We start from the raw sequence: 20,799 nt of genomic DNA on the forward strand, positions 1-20,799 counted from the left end.
GGAGCGCTCATGACCGATACTTCCCGATCCGATGCGCCGCCGAAACTCGATCCCGAGCAGCTGCAATTGCGAGCCTCGCCCCGCCGCGCTGTCCGATTCAGGCGCGGTGTGATCGTCGCCATCGCTGCAGTCGGATCCGGTGCCATTCTGGGCGTCACGATGATGGCGCTTCAAGGACCGGCATGGCGTATCAAGCACCAGGCAGAGGACCGCTATAACACCGAGCGCAAGCCACCCGCCGAGGGACTAGAAGCGCTTCCCAAGGACTATTCCGGGATCATGCCGAAGGCCCCTGTGCTCGGACCGCCACTGCCCGGCGACCTCGGTCGCCCCATCCTTGAACGCCAACGTCAGCTCGGCATCGCGCCAGGGCAGGATATCTCCGCCGAGGAGCAGCGCCTTGCCCAGCAAGCAATTGAGGCGCGCGAGTCGCAAGTCTTATTCCGGATCGACAATCGACCCAGACAGACAGATGTCGCCGGCGGCGGGCCGAGTGCGCAGCAGCCGTCTGAGGCGCTTCCGCAATCCGGAGCGACGCGCGCGTCAGCTTCCGTTGCCCCAGCCGAGGGTGACCAGAACAACCAACAGCGCAAGCTCGATTTTATCAGTCAGCGGAACACAAGCGGGATCTACAATCAGCACGCGCTGCAGACGCCGGCCTCACCCTACCAACTGATGGCCGGCAGCGTGATTGCGGCCAGTCTCGTCACCGGCATAAATTCCGACTTGCCTGGCCTTGTCGTCGCGCAGGTCACCGAGAATGTGCACGACACAGTCACCGGCAGCATTGTGCTCATTCCGCAAGGCTCACGCCTCATCGGCACTTATGACAGCGTCGTGGCTTTTGGGCAGAGGCGCGCATTGCTGGTCTGGCAGCGAATAATCCTGCCCGACGGTTCCTCGATCGAAATCGACAATCTGCCAGCGACGGATACTGCCGGCTATGCCGGGCTTGAGGACAAGGTCGATTTTCACACCTGGCAGCTGATCAAGGGAGTTGCTCTAGCGACACTACTGGGCGTTGGTACCGAGTTGAGCTTTGGGGAAAACGAAAGCGACCTAGTTAAGGCGATCCGGGAATCCACTCAGCAAAACATCAGTCAAGCCGGCCAGCGCATCACCGAAAAGAACCTGAATATTCAACCCACCATTATCGTCCGCCCCGGTTGGCCCCTACGCGTGATTGTACACAAGGATCTTGTGCTGCGCCCATACCCGACTTGAACAGGAGTAATCATGGCAGATCTGAAACTTGGAAAGCTTCCAGACCGGACACCTTCGAAGATGACCATCACCGTTAGCGCGGATCTGAACCAAGCACTCAAGGACTATGCGGCGCTTTACCGCCAGACCTATGGCGAGTCTGAAACGGTAGCGGAACTCATACCTTTCATGCTGGCAGGGTTTCTGGAAGGTGACAGAGCGTTTGCCAAGGCCAGAAAGGAAAGCTTGCCTGCCGCCGGCATGTCAGAGAAATCGCGACGCGTGTCAGGTTCAGATTCCGAGTAATCGTAAAGTGGCGTCATATGCGCTATCGAATTGTTAGCTGCTGGTTTCGGCGATTTTGAGGAGGTTCGCGATCGACTGAAGACGGTGACGTTCGTCTGTGGCACTCAGACTGCCACTGAGTGCCTGGCCGTTCCACTTTCGAAATATTTGTCGAACTTCGCTGCAATGCTCCTTACAAAGGGACGACTTTCCGCCGATACGACGTAACTGTCACCTTGGAGTTCAAGCGGTCGAGCAGGGTCGCCAATGGCGATGGAGCTTGCTTGGAAAAGAAGCTTTTGTCCGGCTTCCCCGAAGCGTTCCACCAGATCGGCTGCTGAAAAGCCGAAATCGCACATCAAGCGCTCGATGATCCAGCCGCGAACACGGTCATCTTCGGAAAACGCGATGCCGCGGACCGTGGCCAGATGTCCCCTCTCGACCATGCGTCCATATTCGGCTGTCGACGGCATGTTCTGCGAATAGCCCTGTCGAAACCGGCTGATCGATGACGGCCCGAGCCCGATCAGTGTTTCGCAGCGATCCTCGGTGTAGCCCTGGAAATTGCGGCGGATTGTTCCCGCGCGAGCCGAGACTGCAAGCGCATCATCCGGCTTGGCGAAATGGTCTATTCCAATCGCCTCGTATCCGGCGCCCATGATCAGACGGGCGGCAATTTGCCACTGAGCGAACCGTTCGGCCGGACCCGGCAACCATGCCTCGTCGATCATAGTCTGATGCTTCTTGAACCAGGGCACATGCGCGTAGCCGAACAGCGCCATCCGGTCCGGCTCCAGAGTCAGCGCCTGCGCCACGGTGGAACAGACGCTCTCCCTGGTCTGATGCGGCAGGCCGTAAAGCAAATCGAGGTTCACGGACCCTACGCCTCGAGAGCGAATGCCGTCGACAACCGCCTTGGTCTGCAAAAAGCTCTGCTCGCGGTTGATCGCCTTCTGCACCTTCGGATCGAAATCCTGAACGCCGAGGCTCGCCCGCGCCATGCCGATCTCGGCAAGTGTATCAAGGCGGGCTTCGTCCATGTCGTTCGGTTCGATTTCGACGCTGATCTTCGCATCGGCAAGAAAATCGAAGCTATCCCGCAGGACAGTTCCCAAGGCTATCATATCCTCGGGCTTCAGCATGGTCGGCGAGCCGCCGCCGAAATGCACGGCGCGGACATGGGCCTTGCCGCCGACAAAACCGGCGACAGTCGCGATCTCCGCGTGAAGCGAGCGGAGATACGAAGCCACCGGCTCGTAGCGGCGGGTCTGCTTTGTATGGCACGCACAGAACCAGCACAGCCGGTCGCAATAAGGGATGTGCAGGTAGAGCGAGACCTCGTCACCGCTTTCGAGCGCCTTCAACCAGCTTCGATAGACATCAGCGTCGACGCCAGGATGGAAATGCGGCGTGGTCGGGTAACTGGTATAACGCGGGACGTTCTCGCCAAGCCTGGCAGCTAATTCCGGTCTCATTTGGTGGTCCGCCGTTTTTGCCTCGCCGGAAGTCTGGACGCGTCGAAGAGCCAATGCCCTGATTTCGGTCAGCCTCCAGCACGGACAAACTGCCGCAAGGATTTCTCTGCCATCGCTTGCTATCCTGCCGAAACTTGGGATCGGTAGCGCGAGCGTAATGACAGTACGGCAAGACATTCACAGTTCCGGCATTCCCGTTCTTTGCCTGTCTTGCGCAGCACGACATCGCGGCGTCTGCGGTGCGCTCGATCCAAACCATTTGGTTGGGCTCGCCAAAACTTCGTCGCGGCACAAGCTCGAGCCGGGGGTCGAACTGATCGCCGACGCCGAGGCCGTCGACAGCTATTCAAACTTGCTTTCAGGCGTTGTGAAGCTGACGAAGTGCCTTTCGGACGGCCGCCAGCAGATTGTCGGTCTTCGGTTCGCACCGGATTTTCTGGGACGGCCCTTCAAGGTGAAAAGCACGATCAATGTGGAAGCGGCAACCTCCGTCTCGCTGTGCTCGTTTCCGAAGGCGGCCGTTGAACGGATAATGAAGGAATCATCGGGACTCGAGCATCGCCTGCTCAAGCAGACGCTGGACGAACTCGACGAGGCACTTGAATGGATGGTGACTCTCGGGCGCAAGACCGCACCCGAGAAGGTGGCGAGCTTTCTCCTCATGATCGCCCGGAATATGGATTCCAGTATCGACCCGGCGGCTGGGTCGGCATGCTTCGATCTGCCGCTGACACGTGCCGACATCTCTGATTTCCTTGGACTGACGAACGAGACCGTGAGCCGCCAGCTTACGCGATTGCGGGCTGACGGCGTGATCCGGATCGAGAACAAACGCCATGTAACGGTCGACAGCATGAGCCGGCTGGAGCAGCGCTGCGGCGGCCGAGGCGCGCGGCAACCGGCCTTTGAATGAGACCTAAGCGTCGGGGCCTTCGTCGCTTATTACGATCCGCGGCAGGACATGCTCGCGTTCGAAAGCGATGTGTCGCCGCAAGCCTTCGAAGAAGCCGCGTAGCATGAATCCGACAGCTTCCGCGCTCTCTATCGGATCACCATGACCGATCGCTAGGAGCGTTTCGGCCACCTCGCCAGCGAAGCATTGATCCTCAAGGTGCTCGATGCGCAACCGGCTGGTAGAGGCAAGTTTGGCCTCGGCCGGAGTCAAGTGCGCCTCATACGCAGGGAAAATCACCCTCTCCTCAAACCCATGAATGTCACGGAGCAGCGGAACGATCTTCTTGGCCGTTCCAAGACATTTGAGGCGGTCGACGTTCGGCAGTGCATCGGCAATGCTTTCCAGCGAGAAGCAGAGCTCCAGCTTTTCCCGATGGGCAAGCTTCATGACCTCGCCCGGAATCGCCTCTGTGCCGGCCTGGCGCGAGAAAGCCGCACTTGTCCATGAGCGGGTTGGCCCGTGCTGCGTTTCCTTGTTCAAATCGCCACCTTCTGATTGCACCGAACTCGATGCTGCCCGAAGCAAAATCGTGCGGCTCTGACATGGATCAGGGCGAGCAGGCGGCAACTACGGAATTAATGCACCGCGGATTTGGCGTCCGCGCATTGGAATCCTGGTCGGGGACATGTCATGAAATTCGGCACGGAGATCGTCGTTCTAAGCCTGTTTGCTTTTGCGGCCCTGGTGGCTGCCGGCTTCGGCGTAGAAGGACCTTTTCGCCAGCATATGGGGGTTTTGTTCTTCGCCGTGGCTGGCTTTACCGCGATCCTGCTGCGCAACACAGATTTCAAGCCGGCGGCTCCGATCGACACCTCCGCCTACAAGGATGGCCCGATCCGCTACGGAGCCATTGCAACGGTATTCTGGGGCGTCGTCGGCATGCTCGTCGGTGTGATCATTGCCCTGCAGCTGGCATACCCTCACCTCAACATCCAACCCTGGTTCAATTTCGGCCGGCTGCGGCCGCTGCACACATCCGGCGTCGTCTTCGCCTTCGGCGGCAACGCTTTGCTTTGCACGTCTCTCTATGTCGTGCAGCGCACGTGCCGCGCCCGGCTGTTTGGCGGCAAACTGGCCTGGTTTGTGTTCTGGGGTTACCAGCTGTTCATCGTCATGGCCGCGACCGGCTACCTGCTCGGCATCACCGAAGCCCGCGAATACGCCGAACCCGAATGGTATGTGGATCTCTGGCTGACCATCGTCTGGGTCGCCTATCTCATCCTGTTCCTCGGCACGATCCTGAAGCGCAAGGAACCGCATATCTACGTCGCCAACTGGTTCTACCTGTCCTTCATCGTGACAATCGCGATGCTGCATGTGGTCAACAATCTGTCGATGCCGGCGTCGTTCCTGGGCTCGAAGAGCTACTCCGCCTTCTCCGGCGTCCAGGACGCCTTGACGCAATGGTGGTATGGCCACAACGCCGTCGGTTTCTTCCTCACCGCCGGGTTCCTCGGCATGATGTATTATTTCGTGCCCAAGCAGGCGAACCGGCCGGTCTATTCCTACCGCCTGTCGATCGTCCACTTCTGGGCGATCATCTTTCTCTACATCTGGGCCGGCCCGCACCACCTGCATTACACCGCCTTACCCGACTGGGCGCAGACGCTCGGCATGGCGTTCTCGATCATGCTGTGGATGCCGTCATGGGGCGGTATGATCAATGGCCTGATGACGCTGTCTGGCGCCTGGGACAAGCTGCGCACCGATCCGATCATCCGCATGATGGTGATGGCAGTCGCCTTCTACGGCATGTCGACCTTCGAAGGTCCGATTATGTCGATCAAGACGGTCAATTCGCTGTCGCACTACACGGACTGGACCATCGGCCATGTCCATTCCGGCGCGCTCGGCTGGGTTGGCATGATCTCGTTCGGCGCAATCTACTACATGGTGCCGAAACTGTGGAACCGTGAACGTCTCTATTCACTGCGGCTCGTCACCTGGCACTTCTGGCTGGCGACGCTCGGAATCGTCGTCTACGCCGCGGTGATGTGGGTTTCCGGCATCATGCAGGGCTTGATGTGGCGCGAATACGACGAGCAGGGTTTCCTCGTCTACTCCTTCGCCGAAACCGTCGCCGCCATGCATCCCTTCTACGTCATGCGCGCCATCGGCGGTGCCATGTACCTCTCCGGCGCCCTGCTCATGGCCTGGAACGTGACCATGACCATTCTTGGCCACCAGCGCGAAGAGCAACCAATGCCAGGTTCCGAGCCCGCCCTCCGGCCTGCCGAATAGGGAGCCAGACAATGGGCTTGATGGACAAACACGCGATCATCGAGAAGAACGCCACGCTTCTTCTCGTTGGCTCTCTTCTTGTCGTGACCGTCGGCGGCATCGTCGAGATTGCGCCGCTCTTCTATCTCGACAACACGATCGAGAAGGTGGAAGGCATGCGCCCTTACTCGCCACTCGAACTCGCCGGACGCAACATCTATGTGCGCGAGGGCTGCTACCTCTGCCACAGCCAGATGATCAGGCCTTTCCGGGACGAGGTCGAGCGCTACGGCCACTACAGCCTGGCCGCCGAGTCGATGTACGATCATCCCTTCCAATGGGGATCGAAGCGCACCGGGCCCGATCTCGCCCGGGTCGGTGACCGCTATTCGAACGCATGGCACGTCGCACATCTTTCCGATCCACGTTCCGTGGTGCCGGAATCGATCATGCCGAGCTATGCGTTCCTGAAGGACGCTCCGATCGAGGTGAAGGACTTCTCGACGCATCTGGTTGCGAACGCGCGTGTTGGCGTCCCGTACTCCGATGACATGATCGCGCACGCCAATGCCGATCTGATGGCCCAGGCCGACCCGAATGCCGATGCCTCCGGCGTCGAGAAACGCTATCCGAAAGCCAAAGTCGGTGATCTGGACGGCAATCCGCAGCAGGTGACCGAGATGGATGCGCTGGTCGCCTATCTCCAGATGCTCGGCACGCTGGTCGATTTCAAGACCTATGACGATGCAGCCGGCTACCGCTGAGGGGGACGCAATGAGCTATAATTTGATGCGGGAATTCGCGGACAGCTGGGGTCTGCTTGCCATGGCGCTCTTCTTCGTCGGCTGCATTGCCTTTGCCTTGCGTCCCGGCGGCAAAATACAGGCCGATCAAGCCGCCCAGATTCCACTCAAGGACGACTGATCATGAGCAGCGAGCATATCGATGAAGTCTCGGGCATCTCAACGACCGGTCATGAATGGGACGGGATAAGGGAACTCAACAACCCATTGCCCCGATGGTGGGTGATAACCTTCTACATCACCGTCGCTTGGGCGGTGGCTTATACAATTGCGTATCCGGCTTGGCCGATGCTGTCTTCCGCGACCAAGGGTGTGCTTGGCTATTCCAGCCGCAACGCTGTCAAGATTGAGCTGGCGGCTGCCGAAGCCGCCAAGGGCAAATATGTCGCGGCCATCCAGCAGAAGACCGTATCCGAGATTGCAGCCGACGACGCGCTGCGTGAATTCGCGGTAGCGGCCGGCGGAGCTACCTTCAAGGTCAATTGCGTGCAATGCCACGGCTCGGGCGCTCAGGGTTCCAAGGGCTTTCCCAACCTCAACGACGACGATTGGCTATGGGGCGGCAAGGCCGAGCAGATCCAGCAAACGATCGCGCACGGCATCCGTTTCGCATCCGACCCGGATACTCGGCAGTCGGAAATGCCCCCCTTCGGTGACATCATCACGCCCGAACAGATCGCACAGGTCGGCGCCTATGTCGCCAGCCTCTCGGGCAAGGTCCAGGATGCAAGTCTTATCGAGCCCGGCGCCAAGGTATTCGCGGAAAACTGCGTCGCCTGTCATGGCGATAATGCGAAAGGCAACAAAGAGCTCGGCGCGCCCAATCTGACCGATGCGATCTGGCTCTACGCACCCGGCGAGACAGCCATCGCCGTCCAAGTCCGCGCGCCGAAGCACGGTGTCATGCCGGCCTGGATCGGGCGTCTCGGCGAGACCAAGGTTAAGGAACTTGCGGTTTATGTCCATTCGCTTGGCGGCGGAGAATAGGAACGGAAGCCTATTCTCGGCCCTCCCCGCCAAGCGACGGGGCCCGGCACGAGTCGGGCCCCGACACCATTCCGGCATGCGGCGATTGACCTGCAGCAAGGCGGCGCGGCCCACACGGCGAAGCGGGCTCACTGCAGACCGGACGTCTGTCGAAGCAGACAAGTCCGTCGCACAACGATGTCATAGGCCGCGCGCGAGTGGAGATGCACGTGCTGGATAAAACGCAGATGGAGCGGCTCGAGGCAAAAGCGGTCAACTCCGCCAAGACACGACAGCCGCTCTATGCTCCGCGCAAGAAAATCTTCCCTAAACGCGCCTCGGGCAGCTTTCGCCGCTTCAAATGGCTGGTGATGGCGATCACGCTGGGCATCTATTATCTGATGCCCTGGTTGCGCTGGGATCGAGGTCCGTTTGCTCCTGATCAGGCCGTGCTGATCGATCTTGCCAACCGCCGTTTCTACGTCTTCTTCATCGAGATATGGCCGCAGGAATTCTACTATGTCGCCGGCCTTCTGATGATGGCCGGCATCGGCCTCTTCCTGATCACGTCCACCGTCGGCCGCGCCTGGTGCGGCTACACATGCCCTCAGACGGTGTGGGTCGATCTGTTCCTCGTCGTCGAACGCGCGATAGAGGGCGACCGCAACGCCCGCATGAAACTCGATACAGGCCCCTGGAACGCGCGCAAGCTGCTGCTGCGCGTATCGAAGCACGCGATCTGGCTGGTCATTGGTGCGGCAACCGGCGGCGCCTGGATTTTCTACTTCGCCGATGCACCGGCACTTGTCGGTAAGCTCCTCGCTGGCACCGCGGCGCCCGTCGCCTACATTACCGTCGCGGTGCTGACGGCGACCACCTACACGTTCGGCGGGCTGATGCGCGAGCAAGTCTGCACCTACATGTGCCCGTGGCCGCGCATCCAGGCTGCCATGCTCGACGAGAATTCGCTCACTGTCACCTACAATGACTGGCGTGGCGAACCTCGTTCGCGGCACGCCAAGAAGGTCCAGGCTGCGGGGCAGCCGGTCGGTGACTGCGTCGACTGCAATGCCTGTGTCGCAGTCTGCCCGATGGGGATCGACATTCGCGACGGCCAGCAACTCGAATGCATCACTTGCGCGCTGTGCCTTGATGCCTGCGACGGCGTCATGAACAAGCTCGGCAAGGAGCGCGGGCTGATCTCCTATGCGACGCTGTCCGACTACAACGCCAACATGGCTGTGGCGACCGCAGGCGGCTCCGGTCCCGTGAACCCTTCACTCGTCAGAACGGCCGACAGCACATTCTCCGCCAGGTTGGCGCATTTCCATATTCGCAAGATCTTCCGGCCGAGGATCTTCTTCTACATGGGCGCGTGGACGGCGGTCGGGCTTGCCTTGATCTATTCGCTGCTGACGCGCGACCGACTCGAGATCAACGTCCTGCACGACCGCAATCCGCAATTCGTGACCCTGTCCGACGGCTCGATCCGCAACGGTTACACCGTCAAGCTGCTTAACATGATCCCCGAGCCAAGGACGATCGTCGTCACGATGCAGGGCTTGCAGGGAGCTGAAATGAGCGTCGTCGGCAGTGATCTGCCGGCAGCTCGCTTCTTCGCCGTCGCGGTCGAAGCCGACCGGCTGAACATGCTGAAGGTCTTCGTGCGCCAGCCAGCGGGTGAGGTTCGGCACGCTGCACAAACCTTCAAGTTGCGTGTCGAGGACAGAGCGAGCTTCGAATCGGACGAATACACCGCCACCTTCAACGCCCCGGAGATCGCCAGATGAGCACCAATACGCAAAAGACGCGTGAGTTCACCGGGAGGCACATGCTGCTCACCATTCTCGGCTTTTTCGGCGTGATCATCGCGGTCAATCTCACGATGGCGACACTCGCCAGCACGAGCTGGACCGGCCTTGTCGTCGAGAACACCTATGTGGCCAGCCAGCAATTCAACAAAAAGGCCGAGGAAGGGCGCGCGCAGGCGGCACTCGGCTGGACCGGCAAACTGACGATCGCTCGGGGTGAGGTCCGCTACAGCTTGAGCGATACCACCGGCAAGCCGGTCCCCTTGCATGGCGTCAAGGTGCTGTTTCGCCATCCCGCATACGAGAAAGAGGACAAGTCCGTTACGCTCGCCCTCGCCTCCGGCGAGGAATTCGCGGCGCGGCACATGCCGAAGGACGGCGTCTGGATCGTCGAAGTCGACGCCGATGCCGGCCTGGCGCAACCCTATCGCGACGTCCGCAGGATCATGATTTCGCAAGGAGCGCTGCAATGAGCTGCTGTGCACCCGGCGCGGAACAGGCAATGGATCTGACCGGTACCACATCGGTCCTGCCATCTGGCCAGGAGATCAGGTTGGCGAGCCGCTTGGTTGGCGATGGTCTTCGCCAGACCGACCTTTCAGTACCGACGGTTCATTGCGCAGCCTGCATCCAGGCGATCGAGACGGCGCTGGCAAAGCTCGACAATGTCGAAGACGCGCGTGTCAACTTGTCGACGAAGCGGGTCGCGATCCGGTGGCGAGGCGACGAGGTGCCGCCCTTCGTCGCTGCGCTGAGACGACTGGGCTACGAGGCGCATCTGTTCGCCGCCGAGATCGATGAAAAAGACAAGACGCTTGCCGATCTGATCCGCGCGGTCGCGGTCGCCGGGTTCGCCGCCGGCAACATCATGCTGCTTTCGGTCTCGGTCTGGTCCGGCGCCGAAGGTGCTACCCGCGACCTGTTTCACTGGGTCTCTGCATCGATCGCCATCCCGGCGCTCACCTTTGCCGGCGGCATCTTCTTCCGCTCGGCCTGGAATGCACTGCGCCACGGCCGCATGAACATGGACGTGCCGATCGCGGTTGGGGTGTCGCTCGCTTATGCCATGAGCCTCTACGAGACGATCAATCATGGCGATCACGCCTATTTCGACGCGTCCGTATCCCTGCTGTTTTTCCTGTTGATCGGCCGCACCCTGGATCACGTCATGCGCGAACGGGCACGGACCGCCGTGAAAGGCCTGTCCCAGTTGGCCGCACGTGGCGCCATGGTGCTGCGCGGCGATGGCGCGCGCGACTACCTGCCGGTTGGCGAGATCGAACCGGGCATGCACCTTCTGGTCGCCGCAGGCGAAAGGGTCCCTGTCGACGGCCGGATCATTCGGGGCGCGTCGGATCTCGACTGCTCGCTGGTTTCTGGCGAGAGCACACCAAAAACCGTGACGTCCGGGCAACAGGTTCAGGCCGGCACGCTCAACCTTACCGGCCCGCTGACCATCGAAGCGACCGCTGCGGCAAAGGACTCCTTCCTGGCGGAAATGGTCCGGCTGATGGAAGCCGCCGAAGGTGGTCGTGCGCACTATCGGCGGATCGCCGACCGTGTCTCGGCGCTCTACGCGCCGGTGGTCCATCTCACCGCCTTCGTGACGTTCCTTGGCTGGATGGCGGTAACCGGCGACTGGCACCGGGCAGTGACGATCGCGATCGCCGTTCTCATCATCACATGCCCATGCGCGCTCGGTCTGGCCGTGCCTATCGTGCAAGTGGTCGCGGCGCGCCGCTTGTTCGAAGCCGGCGTGATGGTCAAGGACGGATCGGCCATTGAGCGCTTGGCCGCGATAGACGTGGCGGTATTCGACAAGACCGGCACGCTGACGCTCGGTCAGCCCAGGCTGGTCAACGCGTCGACCATCGATCCGGCGATGCTGGCGATCGCAGCCGACATGGCGGCGCACTCCCGTCACCCGTTCTCGAAGGCCATCGCCGCATTCGCGGGTTTTGCCGGCCAGCCGAAGCTGGAAGCCGTCAGCGAGCACCCGGGTCTCGGCATCGAAGCCACGACCGCGGACAGCACCTGGCGTCTTTGCCGGCGCGGCTGGGCCGGATGGAAAGCCCGGACCGGTGGCAAAGGCAAGTATGGCGGCTATGGCGGGACGGTGCTTTCGAAGAATGGGAGGATCGTAGCCTCCTTCACGTTCGAGGACGCTACGCGCGCCGACGCCAAGGCGGCGGTCGGGCAATTGAAGGATGCCGGCGTGTCGGTCGAAATGCTGTCGGGCGATACCCCGGACGCTTGTGGCGATGTCGCAAGAATATTGGGCATCGACCGTTTTGTTTCGGCGCTGCTGCCGTCCGAGAAGGCTGAGCGGATCGAAGTGCTGACCAAGGCCGGCCACAAGGTCCTGATGGTGGGCGACGGGCTCAACGACACGCCAGCGCTGGGCGCAGCGCACGTCTCGATCGCTCCCGCGACCGCCGCCGATATTGGCCGCAACGCCGCCGATTTCGTGTTCCTGCGTGAAAGCCTTTCGGCCGTACCCCTTGCGCTGGACGTCTCGCGGAAGGCAGGGCGGCTGATCCGCCAGAACATAGCCATCGCGATCATCTACAACGCTGTTGCCGTGCCGATCGCCATCTTCGGCAACGTCACGCCGTTGATCGCCGCGGTCGCGATGTCCGCCTCATCGCTGCTGGTGATCGGAAACGGGCTGCGGCTGCAGGGCTTTAGGCTCGCCGAGCTGACGAGGGCTTCTTCGGCAACGCATTCCGGCATTCACCCATTAGCGCGGTCATCATGACGATACTCGTCTACCTCATGCCAGTCGCCCTATTTCTTGGCGCACTGGGGCTGACTGGCTTTCTGTGGGCGTTGAAGAGTGGCCAATACGAGGATCTTGACGGAGCCGCTGAGCGCATCCTCCGGGACGACAAGCCGGAACGCTGAGCCAGACCGCTGTTCCTGACGCTGTGCTGACGCCGGCCGTCAGCCGACTCGGAATAACGATTGAAGCTCCACAACCAGTTAAGCCGCTTGACGTAGATTTGTGAAAAGCCCCTGTCCCTCGAAGGACTGCGTCGCCGGTTCCGCCCCAACATAGACGCGGCCAATGTCATAACGTACGCAAAGCTGATGTTCATGTTCACGATAGGTGCGGACACGGGGTTGCAGTTACACTTGTTTGGGTTCAACTGCAGGTTTCGTGCACCCAATTTCGTCCAGATAATCGGCCCACCACTGCATCATACTGACGCGCTTTTTCCAGTGCTCTGCCCTGGCGTAAGCGCGCCGAACGTCGTTCTTTTCAATATGGGTCAGCTGTCTCTCTTGCGTCTGGATGCCACTTGCCGCATTCATTCAACAGAGTTGATGCCGTTGCTCGGAAACCGTGAGCCGTTGCTTCTTTCTTGCTGTAACCCATGCGACGCAGGGCGGCGTTAAGTGTATAGTCGGAAATCGGACGAGAACCCGATCGCGCACTTGGAAACAGCAGCGCCTCGCTGCCGGAAATGTCTCTGAGATCGGTCGGGATTTTGATGGCCTGCCTCGAAAGTGCAACGCGGTGCGGCCGCCGCATTTTCATGCCTGCTTCCGGGATGGTCCACACCGAGCCTTCGAAGTCGAACTCTTCCCATCCGGCGGCTCGCAACTCGCCGGGGCGGGGAAACAGTAGGCGCAGTTATGCGACGCTAAGTTTCCGGAAATAGCTTAGGAAACAGTTCGTCCAACGTGTCGACCGGGAAGCGTAGCGATACCGGTCCTTTCGGGGTATCGGACGCAAGCAGGCCAAGCTCGAGCACCTCGGTAAACACGCGGCGGGCCGTACGTTCCGGCAAGCCAGCGATACGTGAGGCCTCACCGCGATCGAACTCGCCGCGCAGAAGCGCCTCCTCGAGCAGCCGGAAAGCTTCCGGCTTCAGGTCGTAGCGTTGAACGAACCGCTGCAGGCGCCGGGCAAGTTGGTTCAAATCGAACAGGCTGGACATGAAACTGACCTGGTCGATGCATACGCGTAGAAACCATAAGGTAAAATCCGCCAGCGCCCGCATAGAAAGATTACCGCGGCCGTCGCGATCGCCTTGGCGTGGCATGTCGGCGTGATCCATCATGCGTTTATAGTCGCCGCGGCTTTCCAGACCCCGCGCCAGGCCTCGGGAAATCGACCACAGCCCGTGCGCGGCGATTCCTGCCTCATGGGCCATGGCGTGACTCATCAAGCGACTGACGCGTCCATTGCCGTCTGGGAAGGGATGAATATAATTGAACCGATGATGCGCGGCCGGAATCGCCAATATCCTAGCCGCTTTGCCCGTACGTTGGAAGCGGTACCGGCTAGCGAAATGCTCCATGAACGCTTCGACGCGATCGCTTGACGGCGGCTGGTGGCGGCCGACAGTGACATCATGTTCAGGCTGTGATCGCCACCGACCCGGAACCATCAAGAATTCTCTGTCTGCGCCGCGAATGCGCAACATCGCCTCATCGGCGTCACGGTAGAATTCCGCATGCAGCCAGCGCAAAAAATCAAGCGAAGCCGGTTCTGGGAGCTGACCCTCCGCTGCCAGGCGATCGATTTCCCCCTGCAGTCGAACATGGGCCGCGGCTTCCACCTGCAGGTTGCGTCGTTCCTGGTCTTTGTCGAATTCGCCGGCGAGGGCGCGTTCGATGTCGCGGGGGCGCGTGTTGTGGCCCTCGATCAGGTTGCTGTAATAGGTGTTCATGATGCGCACGAGATCCGCCAGGTTCGCGGCCGTGCGCGGATGCAGCTTGGCGCCGAGAACCGCCGAGCTTGCTGACAGCTCAGCCAGCGCGTCGGAGATAGGCTCCGCAACGTCTTCCAGGCGCGCCGGCTCGATGCGCTGTACAGTCTCTTCCATAATTGGCCGATGTTAGATCGCGCTAAGTACGTATATGTCAACAGAAATTTTAGCTGAGCGCCCATAACTGGCCGATCATTTGGCCGATGTTAGGCGCTACCTCAGCTTCACCGAGACGGTTGATCGACGACGCCAATGCCGATGCCGATGATGGCCGATATTCGCTATGCTTAGCGCATTGATAGCATGTACAAATTTGCGATCGGTAGGTCGATTTGGCCGATCGCTTGGCCGAACTTCGCCGGTCGCGCTGACTAGGGATATACGACCAGGAAAATACAGGCGACTCCAAATGATTCTCCAGAGACTGCGGAAGCACGCGACGCTGCGACCAGGCTGCGCGAGGACTCGAACGAGGCAGCCCAATATCTGCTGAGCTCTGCGAGAGCGTGTGGAAGCCCGATGCGAGGGCCAAGGTTCTCACGTTTGCGTTCGAGTGCGATCCATTCGCTCTCAAATCGCGACTGTACGTGCCGACAATACACCTGTAAGCAACGTCTGCCAGTCATAGAGCGCGCCGATGAACGGATTGTGGAATTTCGGTAGCGACTCCGCGCAGCGCTCGAACAGGCTCTGGGCAAGCGCGTTTTCGCAAATAATGTTCGGCAGATTCACGCTATACAACCTCTGTCTTCTGCTCACGTGTTGTAGCTAGGCAGCGTGGGCAGTTCAGTCAACAATTCTGCGAAGCGTCAGACATGCGGCGGCTCGCCGGCAATATCGGTCATCCAATGGGTCGCCGTGGCACACGAAGAGCGGACATTCGATTCGCCGGTACCCGCCGCCCAATTCGGTTACCCATTTAACTAAAGGTGGCCGGCGATCTACCAGTCGCGGCATTGTCCCGGCAGCCGCCTGAGGTTCGCCTGTGTCGTGTCAACTGCAAATTCGAACAAAGTCAGAACAACGACTTTGACAAATCTTAGAATCGGCGGATGATACCCACTCAACTTACCAGTGATTCACGTCTAGTTTGGGTGCTGTGGCCCCACAAACGGATTAACGACCGTTTAGGCTTTACCAGCTTCACCATTCAACAATTGATGGGATAGAAGTCATGGCCAAAGACTCTGCGCTTCTGTCTGAGCTGCACAAACTCATCGGGCAACGGATGGAGGGTGGCCAGATCGCGCAGCCGAGCGAAATCGTTGAGGAGATATTCAAAAGCAAACCTTTGACAGGCCCGCATGCCGACTTCTATAGAGCATTTGCCAAGAAAGAACTTGTGGGTGTCGTTACACGCATGTTGAAGCGCGTGGGCATGAGCGACGATCCTGCGTCCCCTCAGATGGTCCTTCCCGGCCATACTCGCTTAGTCAAATCGTATCCTGTGCTTCGGAACGGCGAACGGTCCCTGGTTCCAATAGGCCTCTGCACAACGCAAGAACTTTCTGACCACGTCTCGCTCCTTCGAAAGCAGGCAAAGGGCTGCGAAAACCACGCTGCAGAATTGGTTGAGTACCTTGCCACTAAAACCCCTCGGGCGAAAATTGAAGCGCAAATCGAGAGGTCTGAAAGAACCGTAGCCGAACCGGCATGATAGCCGATGTCGCTATTTCCACCATTTCCCATCTACTTCAGAATACGCCGAAGTAGTGCCTGACTAGATTCGCGGAATTGAACCGTTTGAGATATCGTATATGGATGCTTACGTCGAAGGAAAGGGGCCAGAGGGTGAAGCTGGGACGCCTTTCCGAACATCGCTTGAGCCGAGCTTTAGACATCGCGACGCGCTCAGGCTGCTTTTCATCTTGGTTGCGGGAAGCGAAGGTGCCGACAATGGCGAACCTGCCAGGTCACCGTGCCGGATCGACGATCTTCGGATCAGCTTGGTCGAATGCTGCCAAGGTAAACCGCGCTCGTCCGCTGACGGCTTCGGGCTAAGATCCACCGGGCCGTTCGTTACATCGTCTTTTCGATAGAAATACCCTCCGGAAGCACCTACATCCTTTCCGCGTCGCACAACGATTGCGAATCGGGGGATTTATGGCGGCGATCTTCGTCCACGTATCGGACATTCATTTTGGCCAGGAACGCGACCACGTCGTTCACATCCATGACGATGTGAAGAAGGAGCTGGTCACGGACGCGGCGGAGGTGGTCGCCGGCCTGCCGTCGGGCGCGGCGCAGGGCATTCTCGTCACGGGCGACATCGCGTTTTCGGGCAAGGCCGAACAATACGAAGCCGCAGGCAAGTGGCTTGATACTCTCGCCCAAGGGATCGGGTGCCCGATCCATCGGGTCCAGATGATCCCAGGGAATCACGACCTCGATCGCGACAAATTATCCATCGGCGGCGGGAAGCTCCTCGACTTCATCCGGGCGGGTGGCCCGGCGGAATACGAGAAGGTCATCTCGAACGAGAACGACCGCGCGACACTCTTCTCCAGATTCGAGGAATACGGCCGGTTTTGCATCGGCTACAACTGCGGGCTCGACGAGGAGGCGAAATACGCAACCAACCTCCGCATCGAGGTGGGACCGGATCGGTGGATCAGGTTCGTCCGGCTCAACTCTTCGCTACTGTGCCATGGAGAGGAGCGGGACGACCAGCCGGAGCTCGTGATGGGTGAACGTCAGTTCGTCATCCCCCGGCACGCGGGTGAGGAGAACGTTGTCCTCGCCCACCATCCGCTGAACTGGTATAAGGATGCTGCGGATGTTCTTCAGTATGTGCGCAGCCGGGCGCGCGTGTTCATCTCTGGCCATGAACACGATCCAAAGGTCAACATTGACCGGGTCGAGAAGGGCTGTGACGTGATGATGCTCGCCGCCGGCGCCGCTGTTCCGTTCCGATCTAATGACATCTATACCTTCACGTACAACATTCTTGAATTCGACTGGGACGATGGGACGGATAACCTCGTTGTCACGATACATCCGCGCGTATGGAACCCGGTCAAGACTTGCTTCGAGGCGGACGACAAGCGCCTTGGCGGCAAGGAGCCGCGCTTCACGCTGGGATCTTCGAACTTCAAGAAGGTTGGTCCAGTACCGACCGCGTCCGCGGAGGAGGCGCATGTCGGTGGGCGTGATGCAGAGGCTGAGCCAAACGTCGAACTGGTTCCCGCTGAAGGTGTGGAGACCAGCCCAGGGGAGCTAGCGCCAATGCCGCCGGATGCCGAAGGCTACGAACTCGCCCTCCTGCGGTTTTTCCGCGACCTCTATGAGAGCGAACGGCTGAAGATCCTCGTAGAGCTCGATGCCCTCCCTGTCGAATCCAACGAGCGAATGAACCAAGGTCTGGAGCGGCGGCTCTTTGACTGGCTTGTCCGGGAGGGCAGGCTCCCAGACGTGAATTCGATGATCGATAGGCTGATAAGCGAACGAGAAGAGAGAGACGTGTAATGGACAATCTTCCGGTGCATATGAGGATCACGTCGCTTGCGCCGACGAACGAGGATGTCGATGCGCGGCGAGCGGCCATACGGAAGCTTTCCGCCGCTTGGGGCAAGATTACCGATGTCGGCAAGATTCTAAATAAGGCCGAGATGATCGCCGACTCGCTAGGAGGCGATGGTCAACCCTGTGACGATTTCGGCCTTGAGGTGCAGGAAGCATTGCAGAAGCACGCCTCCGCCTTCCTCTACACTGAGAGCCCCCTTGACGTTGGTGTCTGCGCCGGCATTGCCGCCCTTTCGATCCTTGCTAGCGTTCCCGGCACTGGCGGCTGGACGATTGCTGATATCTACTCGAACGCCTTGTGGTCCGCACTGGCGTTTCAGCCAACACTGACTGAAGAAAAGCGCGAGAAACTGCGTCGCGAAGTGCTAGACCTAGCGCAGAAGCGCAGCCAGTTGGCGGCGGACAAGGCTCGCGAGCGCACTGCGGTTCCCGACGTGGGCAACTTGGCTGTGACGATCGGCGAAGGGGCCGAACCCACAACGACTTTCAAGGAGGCGACTGGGGCTACGATCGATGCGCTTCGGCGGAACGCTGCACTTGATCGGGAAGAACTCGATTTCCTTTGGTGGGTGCAACTTAACCGAAGCCGGTTGCTGAAACGTGCGTTTGGCGGCATGGCCGAGCCACTGCGCCTCGTGGCCTGTGGAATTGAGGCGGCCGGTCATCTTCGCCGCCTTCCCGCAGATTTGCATTACGATCTTGTGCTCCGCACGCTCGACGAGGATCCTGAACTTGACCTTAAGGAACTGATCGAGGTGATCGGCGAAGACCGTCAGTTGCTCGCAGCATCGTTCAATTCGACTCTTGTTGCTCGCCATTCGTCTGTTTTCCCGCTCCTACACTCCCTAGCAACCGGCGAAGTCGACACCTCCGGAGCCGACGAGAAGCGCAAAGCGTCGACCTGGGCCGGTCGCGCCCTGCTCGAGGCCGGTCTGAGCAGAATGTATGACAACGGAGTCCTGAAGCTGTGAGTGCCGCATGCAATTTCGATGGTTGCACGGTCGGGGAGACCGGGACGTGTGCACTGGAACGCGATCCGGCGACCTGCGAGCATCGTGTTGGCAACGCGGCATCGGCGACCGCTGTTGATTCGGCCAGCAAAGGCGAGCCGTCAGACCCAACTGCTCTGTCCGCCATTGGTGCGCCTGTGCTCGAACGACCGACGGGCACCTCCGCGTTTCCGTCAAGCAGGATGCTTGGCTCCGACGCGATCTCCAAAATGATGGCGTCGCGCTATGTGACCGTGATCGGTATCCTGGGCGATCCAGAGTCGGGCAAGACCGCCTGTCTCGCCAGTCTGTACCTGATGATCTCGAACGCTGAGCTGGCCGGATGGATGTTCGCCGATAGCAAGAGCCTCATGGCGTTCGAGGACATCGCGCGGGGCGCTCGTGAATGGGATGCGGGCAACCCGCCCGAGCAGATGACCGTACACACCGAACTGTCCGATGACCGGCGCCCTGGTTTCCTGCATATGCGCTTGGTCCGTGATTCGGATGGCCGGCGAGTCGATCTCGCTCTGCCCGACCTCCCTGGGGAATGGACAACCGAGTTAGTCGGCACCTCTCGGGCCGACCGCTTCGAGTTCCTCAAGGCAGCCGAGGTGATCTGGGTCGTGCTGGACGGTCGCGCGCTTGAGAACAAGGAGCGCCGGCAGGGCGTTATTTCGCGAGTAGGCCAGCTTGCTGGCCGGCTGGGAACACTGCTCGGCGGCGAGCTGCCAAAGCTGCTGCTCGTGATTACCCATCGTGATGCCGGCGAGCCGTCGGCCGCAATCACGACCCGCCTAGAGGCGGAGTTGGCGAAGCGGGGGGTGACGGCAACCGTCGTGCCAGTCGCGCCATTCTCCGATAACGACGAGCAGGTGAAGCCCGGCTTCGGCCTCGATAGTCTCATCACCGCCTCCACAACCAGCGGCCTGCCGCCCGTGAAATTTTGGGCACCCTCTGACCCTGCAGAGGGCGCGCGCTCCTACATCGGCTACAGGAGTGATCGATGAGTCGCTCGATCGTGCTTCTTGGCGGTCCTGACTCTGGAAAGACCAACTATGTTGGGCGCGTCTGGCCTGCACTCGACGCGGGAAGGGGTCTCCTGCATGCGGCCGTGCAGCCCAAGGACATCCGCTTCGTCCTTGATGTCGCTGATCACCTATATTCAGGCAACTTCGCGCCGCGATCTGAGCACGCCGACGACAGGCGCGACTTCGAGGTGGTGGTGGCGGCTGAGAAGGGCGGCGAGCAGACGACGATCGTTATCCCAGACATTTCAGGAGAGCTGTGGCTGAACGCCGCCGAGCATGGGGAAGTCGCGACCGCGCTGATGGAGGAGATGCGGTCGGCCAACGGAGCACTGCTGTTCGTACGCGTTAACTCGGAGGCCGACGTCCGCCCGTTGAACTGGGTGACTTCGAAGCAGCTACTGGCCAAGCTGGGCAACGCCGATGATGAGGGGATGCCAACCCAGGTGATGCTGTGTGAGTTGCTGCGGTTTCTGGAAACCACGCTGTCGGAACGACCGGACGGGCAGCCGCCTCGCGTCTCCATCGTGGTCAGCGCGTGGGACATAGTCGATCAACAGAAATTCGCGATGGGGCCAAAGGCTTGGCTCGAACGCGAGTACCCTCTGCTCGCGGGCCGCCTCAAAGACATCGAGGCGATTGACCTGCGGGTCTTCGGCCTCAGCGTTGTCGGCGGCGATCTGAAAGTCGACGATATCTGTAGGAACGATGTACAGGAGAACGGATTGGACGGTCGAGGCTGGGTCGCCGTGCAGGATGACGAGGGGGTCTGGCAAAAGGACACAGACCTCACCCTGCCAATTGCGTGGGCGGTCGGTAGCTGA

At 60.2% G+C, this 20,799-nt stretch carries 20 protein-coding genes and 1 pseudogene; 16 read left to right on the forward strand and 5 right to left on the reverse strand.

Annotation, left to right across the window (positions count from 1 at the left end; genetic code table 11):
* Nucleotides 1-9 precede the first annotated feature (9 nt).
* Together ACLGL5_RS13255 and ACLGL5_RS13260 are read left to right on the forward strand one after the other, a co-directional pair.
* Nucleotides 10-1,224, forward strand: coding sequence for a TraB/TrbI/VirB10 family type IV secretion system protein (locus tag ACLGL5_RS13255; protein ID WP_069091257.1), 1,215 nt, complete (start codon nucleotides 10-12; stop codon nucleotides 1,222-1,224).
* 12 nt (nucleotides 1,225-1,236) lie between these two features.
* Nucleotides 1,237-1,509 carry a DUF2274 domain-containing protein gene (locus ACLGL5_RS13260; RefSeq protein WP_027033457.1) on the forward strand — a complete coding sequence of 91 codons (273 nt, stop codon included), beginning with the start codon at nucleotides 1,237-1,239 and terminating at the stop codon, nucleotides 1,507-1,509.
* 104 nt (nucleotides 1,510-1,613) lie between these two features.
* On the opposite strand, the gene hemN is transcribed toward ACLGL5_RS13260, so the two are convergent.
* Nucleotides 1,614-2,963, reverse strand: coding sequence for an oxygen-independent coproporphyrinogen III oxidase (hemN, locus tag ACLGL5_RS13265; RefSeq protein ID WP_069091258.1), 1,350 nt, complete (start codon nucleotides 2,961-2,963; stop codon nucleotides 1,614-1,616).
* 157 nt (nucleotides 2,964-3,120) lie between these two features.
* On the opposite strand from hemN, the gene ACLGL5_RS13270 reads away from it, so the two are divergent.
* Entirely contained in the window at nucleotides 3,121-3,876 is a 756-nt protein-coding gene (locus ACLGL5_RS13270) for a Crp/Fnr family transcriptional regulator (protein WP_069091259.1), read from the forward strand.
* A gap of 3 nt (nucleotides 3,877-3,879) precedes the next feature.
* Here the strand turns inward: ACLGL5_RS13270 and ACLGL5_RS13275 are convergent, their stop codons facing one another.
* Complete coding sequence (locus ACLGL5_RS13275) at nucleotides 3,880-4,419, reverse strand: hemerythrin domain-containing protein (protein ID WP_010914029.1); 540 nt, start codon at nucleotides 4,417-4,419, stop codon at nucleotides 3,880-3,882.
* Nucleotides 4,420-4,548: 129 nt separating this feature from the next.
* Between ACLGL5_RS13275 and ccoN the strand changes: the two genes are divergently transcribed.
* The 8 genes from ccoN (at nucleotide 4,549) to ccoS (ending at nucleotide 12,622) form a co-directional block, all read left to right on the forward strand.
* A complete protein-coding gene (gene ccoN / locus ACLGL5_RS13280) occupies nucleotides 4,549-6,159 on the forward strand; it encodes a cytochrome-c oxidase, cbb3-type subunit I (RefSeq protein WP_069091260.1) in 1,611 nt (536 codons plus the stop codon).
* 11 nt (nucleotides 6,160-6,170) lie between these two features.
* Nucleotides 6,171-6,902, forward strand: a complete 732-nt coding sequence (gene ccoO / locus ACLGL5_RS13285) for a cytochrome-c oxidase, cbb3-type subunit II (protein ID WP_027056289.1) — start codon at nucleotides 6,171-6,173, stop codon at nucleotides 6,900-6,902.
* Nucleotides 6,903-6,912: 10 nt separating this feature from the next.
* Nucleotides 6,913-7,062, forward strand: coding sequence for a CcoQ/FixQ family Cbb3-type cytochrome c oxidase assembly chaperone (locus ACLGL5_RS13290; RefSeq protein ID WP_069091261.1), 150 nt, complete (start codon nucleotides 6,913-6,915; stop codon nucleotides 7,060-7,062).
* Between the two features lie 2 nt (nucleotides 7,063-7,064).
* Complete coding sequence (gene ccoP, locus ACLGL5_RS13295) at nucleotides 7,065-7,928, forward strand: cytochrome-c oxidase, cbb3-type subunit III (RefSeq protein ID WP_069091262.1); 864 nt, start codon at nucleotides 7,065-7,067, stop codon at nucleotides 7,926-7,928.
* Nucleotides 7,929-8,131: 203 nt separating this feature from the next.
* Nucleotides 8,132-9,697, forward strand: a complete 1,566-nt coding sequence (gene ccoG / locus ACLGL5_RS13300) for a cytochrome c oxidase accessory protein CcoG (protein WP_083246600.1) — start codon at nucleotides 8,132-8,134, stop codon at nucleotides 9,695-9,697.
* Entirely contained in the window at nucleotides 9,694-10,191 is a 498-nt protein-coding gene (locus ACLGL5_RS13305) for a FixH family protein (RefSeq protein WP_069091264.1), read from the forward strand. Before ccoG ends, ACLGL5_RS13305 begins: the two co-directional genes overlap by 4 nt.
* Nucleotides 10,188-12,476: a cation-translocating P-type ATPase gene (locus ACLGL5_RS13310; protein ID WP_069091265.1), complete on the forward strand. Its 2,289-nt coding sequence runs from the start codon at nucleotides 10,188-10,190 to the stop codon at nucleotides 12,474-12,476. The genes ACLGL5_RS13305 and ACLGL5_RS13310 overlap by 4 nt, the downstream gene beginning before the upstream one ends.
* Complete coding sequence (gene ccoS / locus ACLGL5_RS13315) at nucleotides 12,473-12,622, forward strand: cbb3-type cytochrome oxidase assembly protein CcoS (RefSeq protein WP_006329249.1); 150 nt, start codon at nucleotides 12,473-12,475, stop codon at nucleotides 12,620-12,622. The genes ACLGL5_RS13310 and ccoS overlap by 4 nt, the downstream gene beginning before the upstream one ends.
* Nucleotides 12,623-12,847: 225 nt before the next feature.
* Here ccoS and ACLGL5_RS13320 read toward each other — a convergent pair.
* The 3 genes and pseudogenes from ACLGL5_RS13320 to ACLGL5_RS13330 all read right to left on the reverse strand — a co-directional run.
* Nucleotides 12,848-13,355: pseudogene (locus tag ACLGL5_RS13320) on the reverse strand (tyrosine-type recombinase/integrase); the annotation flags it as partial.
* Between the two features lie 10 nt (nucleotides 13,356-13,365).
* Nucleotides 13,366-14,553 (reverse strand): Fic family protein, encoded by a 1,188-nt coding sequence (locus ACLGL5_RS13325; protein WP_006329252.1) that lies wholly within the window; start codon nucleotides 14,551-14,553, stop codon nucleotides 13,366-13,368.
* 453 nt (nucleotides 14,554-15,006) lie between these two features.
* Nucleotides 15,007-15,177, reverse strand: coding sequence for a hypothetical protein (locus ACLGL5_RS13330; protein WP_210184872.1), 171 nt, complete (start codon nucleotides 15,175-15,177; stop codon nucleotides 15,007-15,009).
* 433 nt (nucleotides 15,178-15,610) lie between these two features.
* Between ACLGL5_RS13330 and ACLGL5_RS13335 the strand changes: the two genes are divergently transcribed.
* The 5 genes from ACLGL5_RS13335 (at nucleotide 15,611) to ACLGL5_RS13355 (ending at nucleotide 20,799) form a co-directional block, all read left to right on the forward strand.
* Complete coding sequence (locus ACLGL5_RS13335) at nucleotides 15,611-16,093, forward strand: hypothetical protein (RefSeq protein ID WP_069091266.1); 483 nt, start codon at nucleotides 15,611-15,613, stop codon at nucleotides 16,091-16,093.
* Between the two features lie 446 nt (nucleotides 16,094-16,539).
* Nucleotides 16,540-17,901: a metallophosphoesterase gene (locus tag ACLGL5_RS13340; RefSeq protein WP_494372920.1), complete on the forward strand. Its 1,362-nt coding sequence runs from the start codon at nucleotides 16,540-16,542 to the stop codon at nucleotides 17,899-17,901.
* Entirely contained in the window at nucleotides 17,901-18,929 is a 1,029-nt protein-coding gene (locus ACLGL5_RS13345; protein WP_069091267.1) for a GTPase-associated system all-helical protein GASH, read from the forward strand. The genes ACLGL5_RS13340 and ACLGL5_RS13345 overlap by 1 nt, the downstream gene beginning before the upstream one ends.
* Nucleotides 18,926-19,957, forward strand: coding sequence for a TRAFAC clade GTPase domain-containing protein (locus ACLGL5_RS13350; RefSeq protein ID WP_069091268.1), 1,032 nt, complete (start codon nucleotides 18,926-18,928; stop codon nucleotides 19,955-19,957). The genes ACLGL5_RS13345 and ACLGL5_RS13350 overlap by 4 nt, the downstream gene beginning before the upstream one ends.
* Entirely contained in the window at nucleotides 19,954-20,799 is an 846-nt protein-coding gene (locus tag ACLGL5_RS13355; protein ID WP_069091269.1) for a TRAFAC clade GTPase domain-containing protein, read from the forward strand. The genes ACLGL5_RS13350 and ACLGL5_RS13355 overlap by 4 nt, the downstream gene beginning before the upstream one ends.

The sequence above is a fragment of the Mesorhizobium sp. U510 genome, assembly GCF_059180695.1.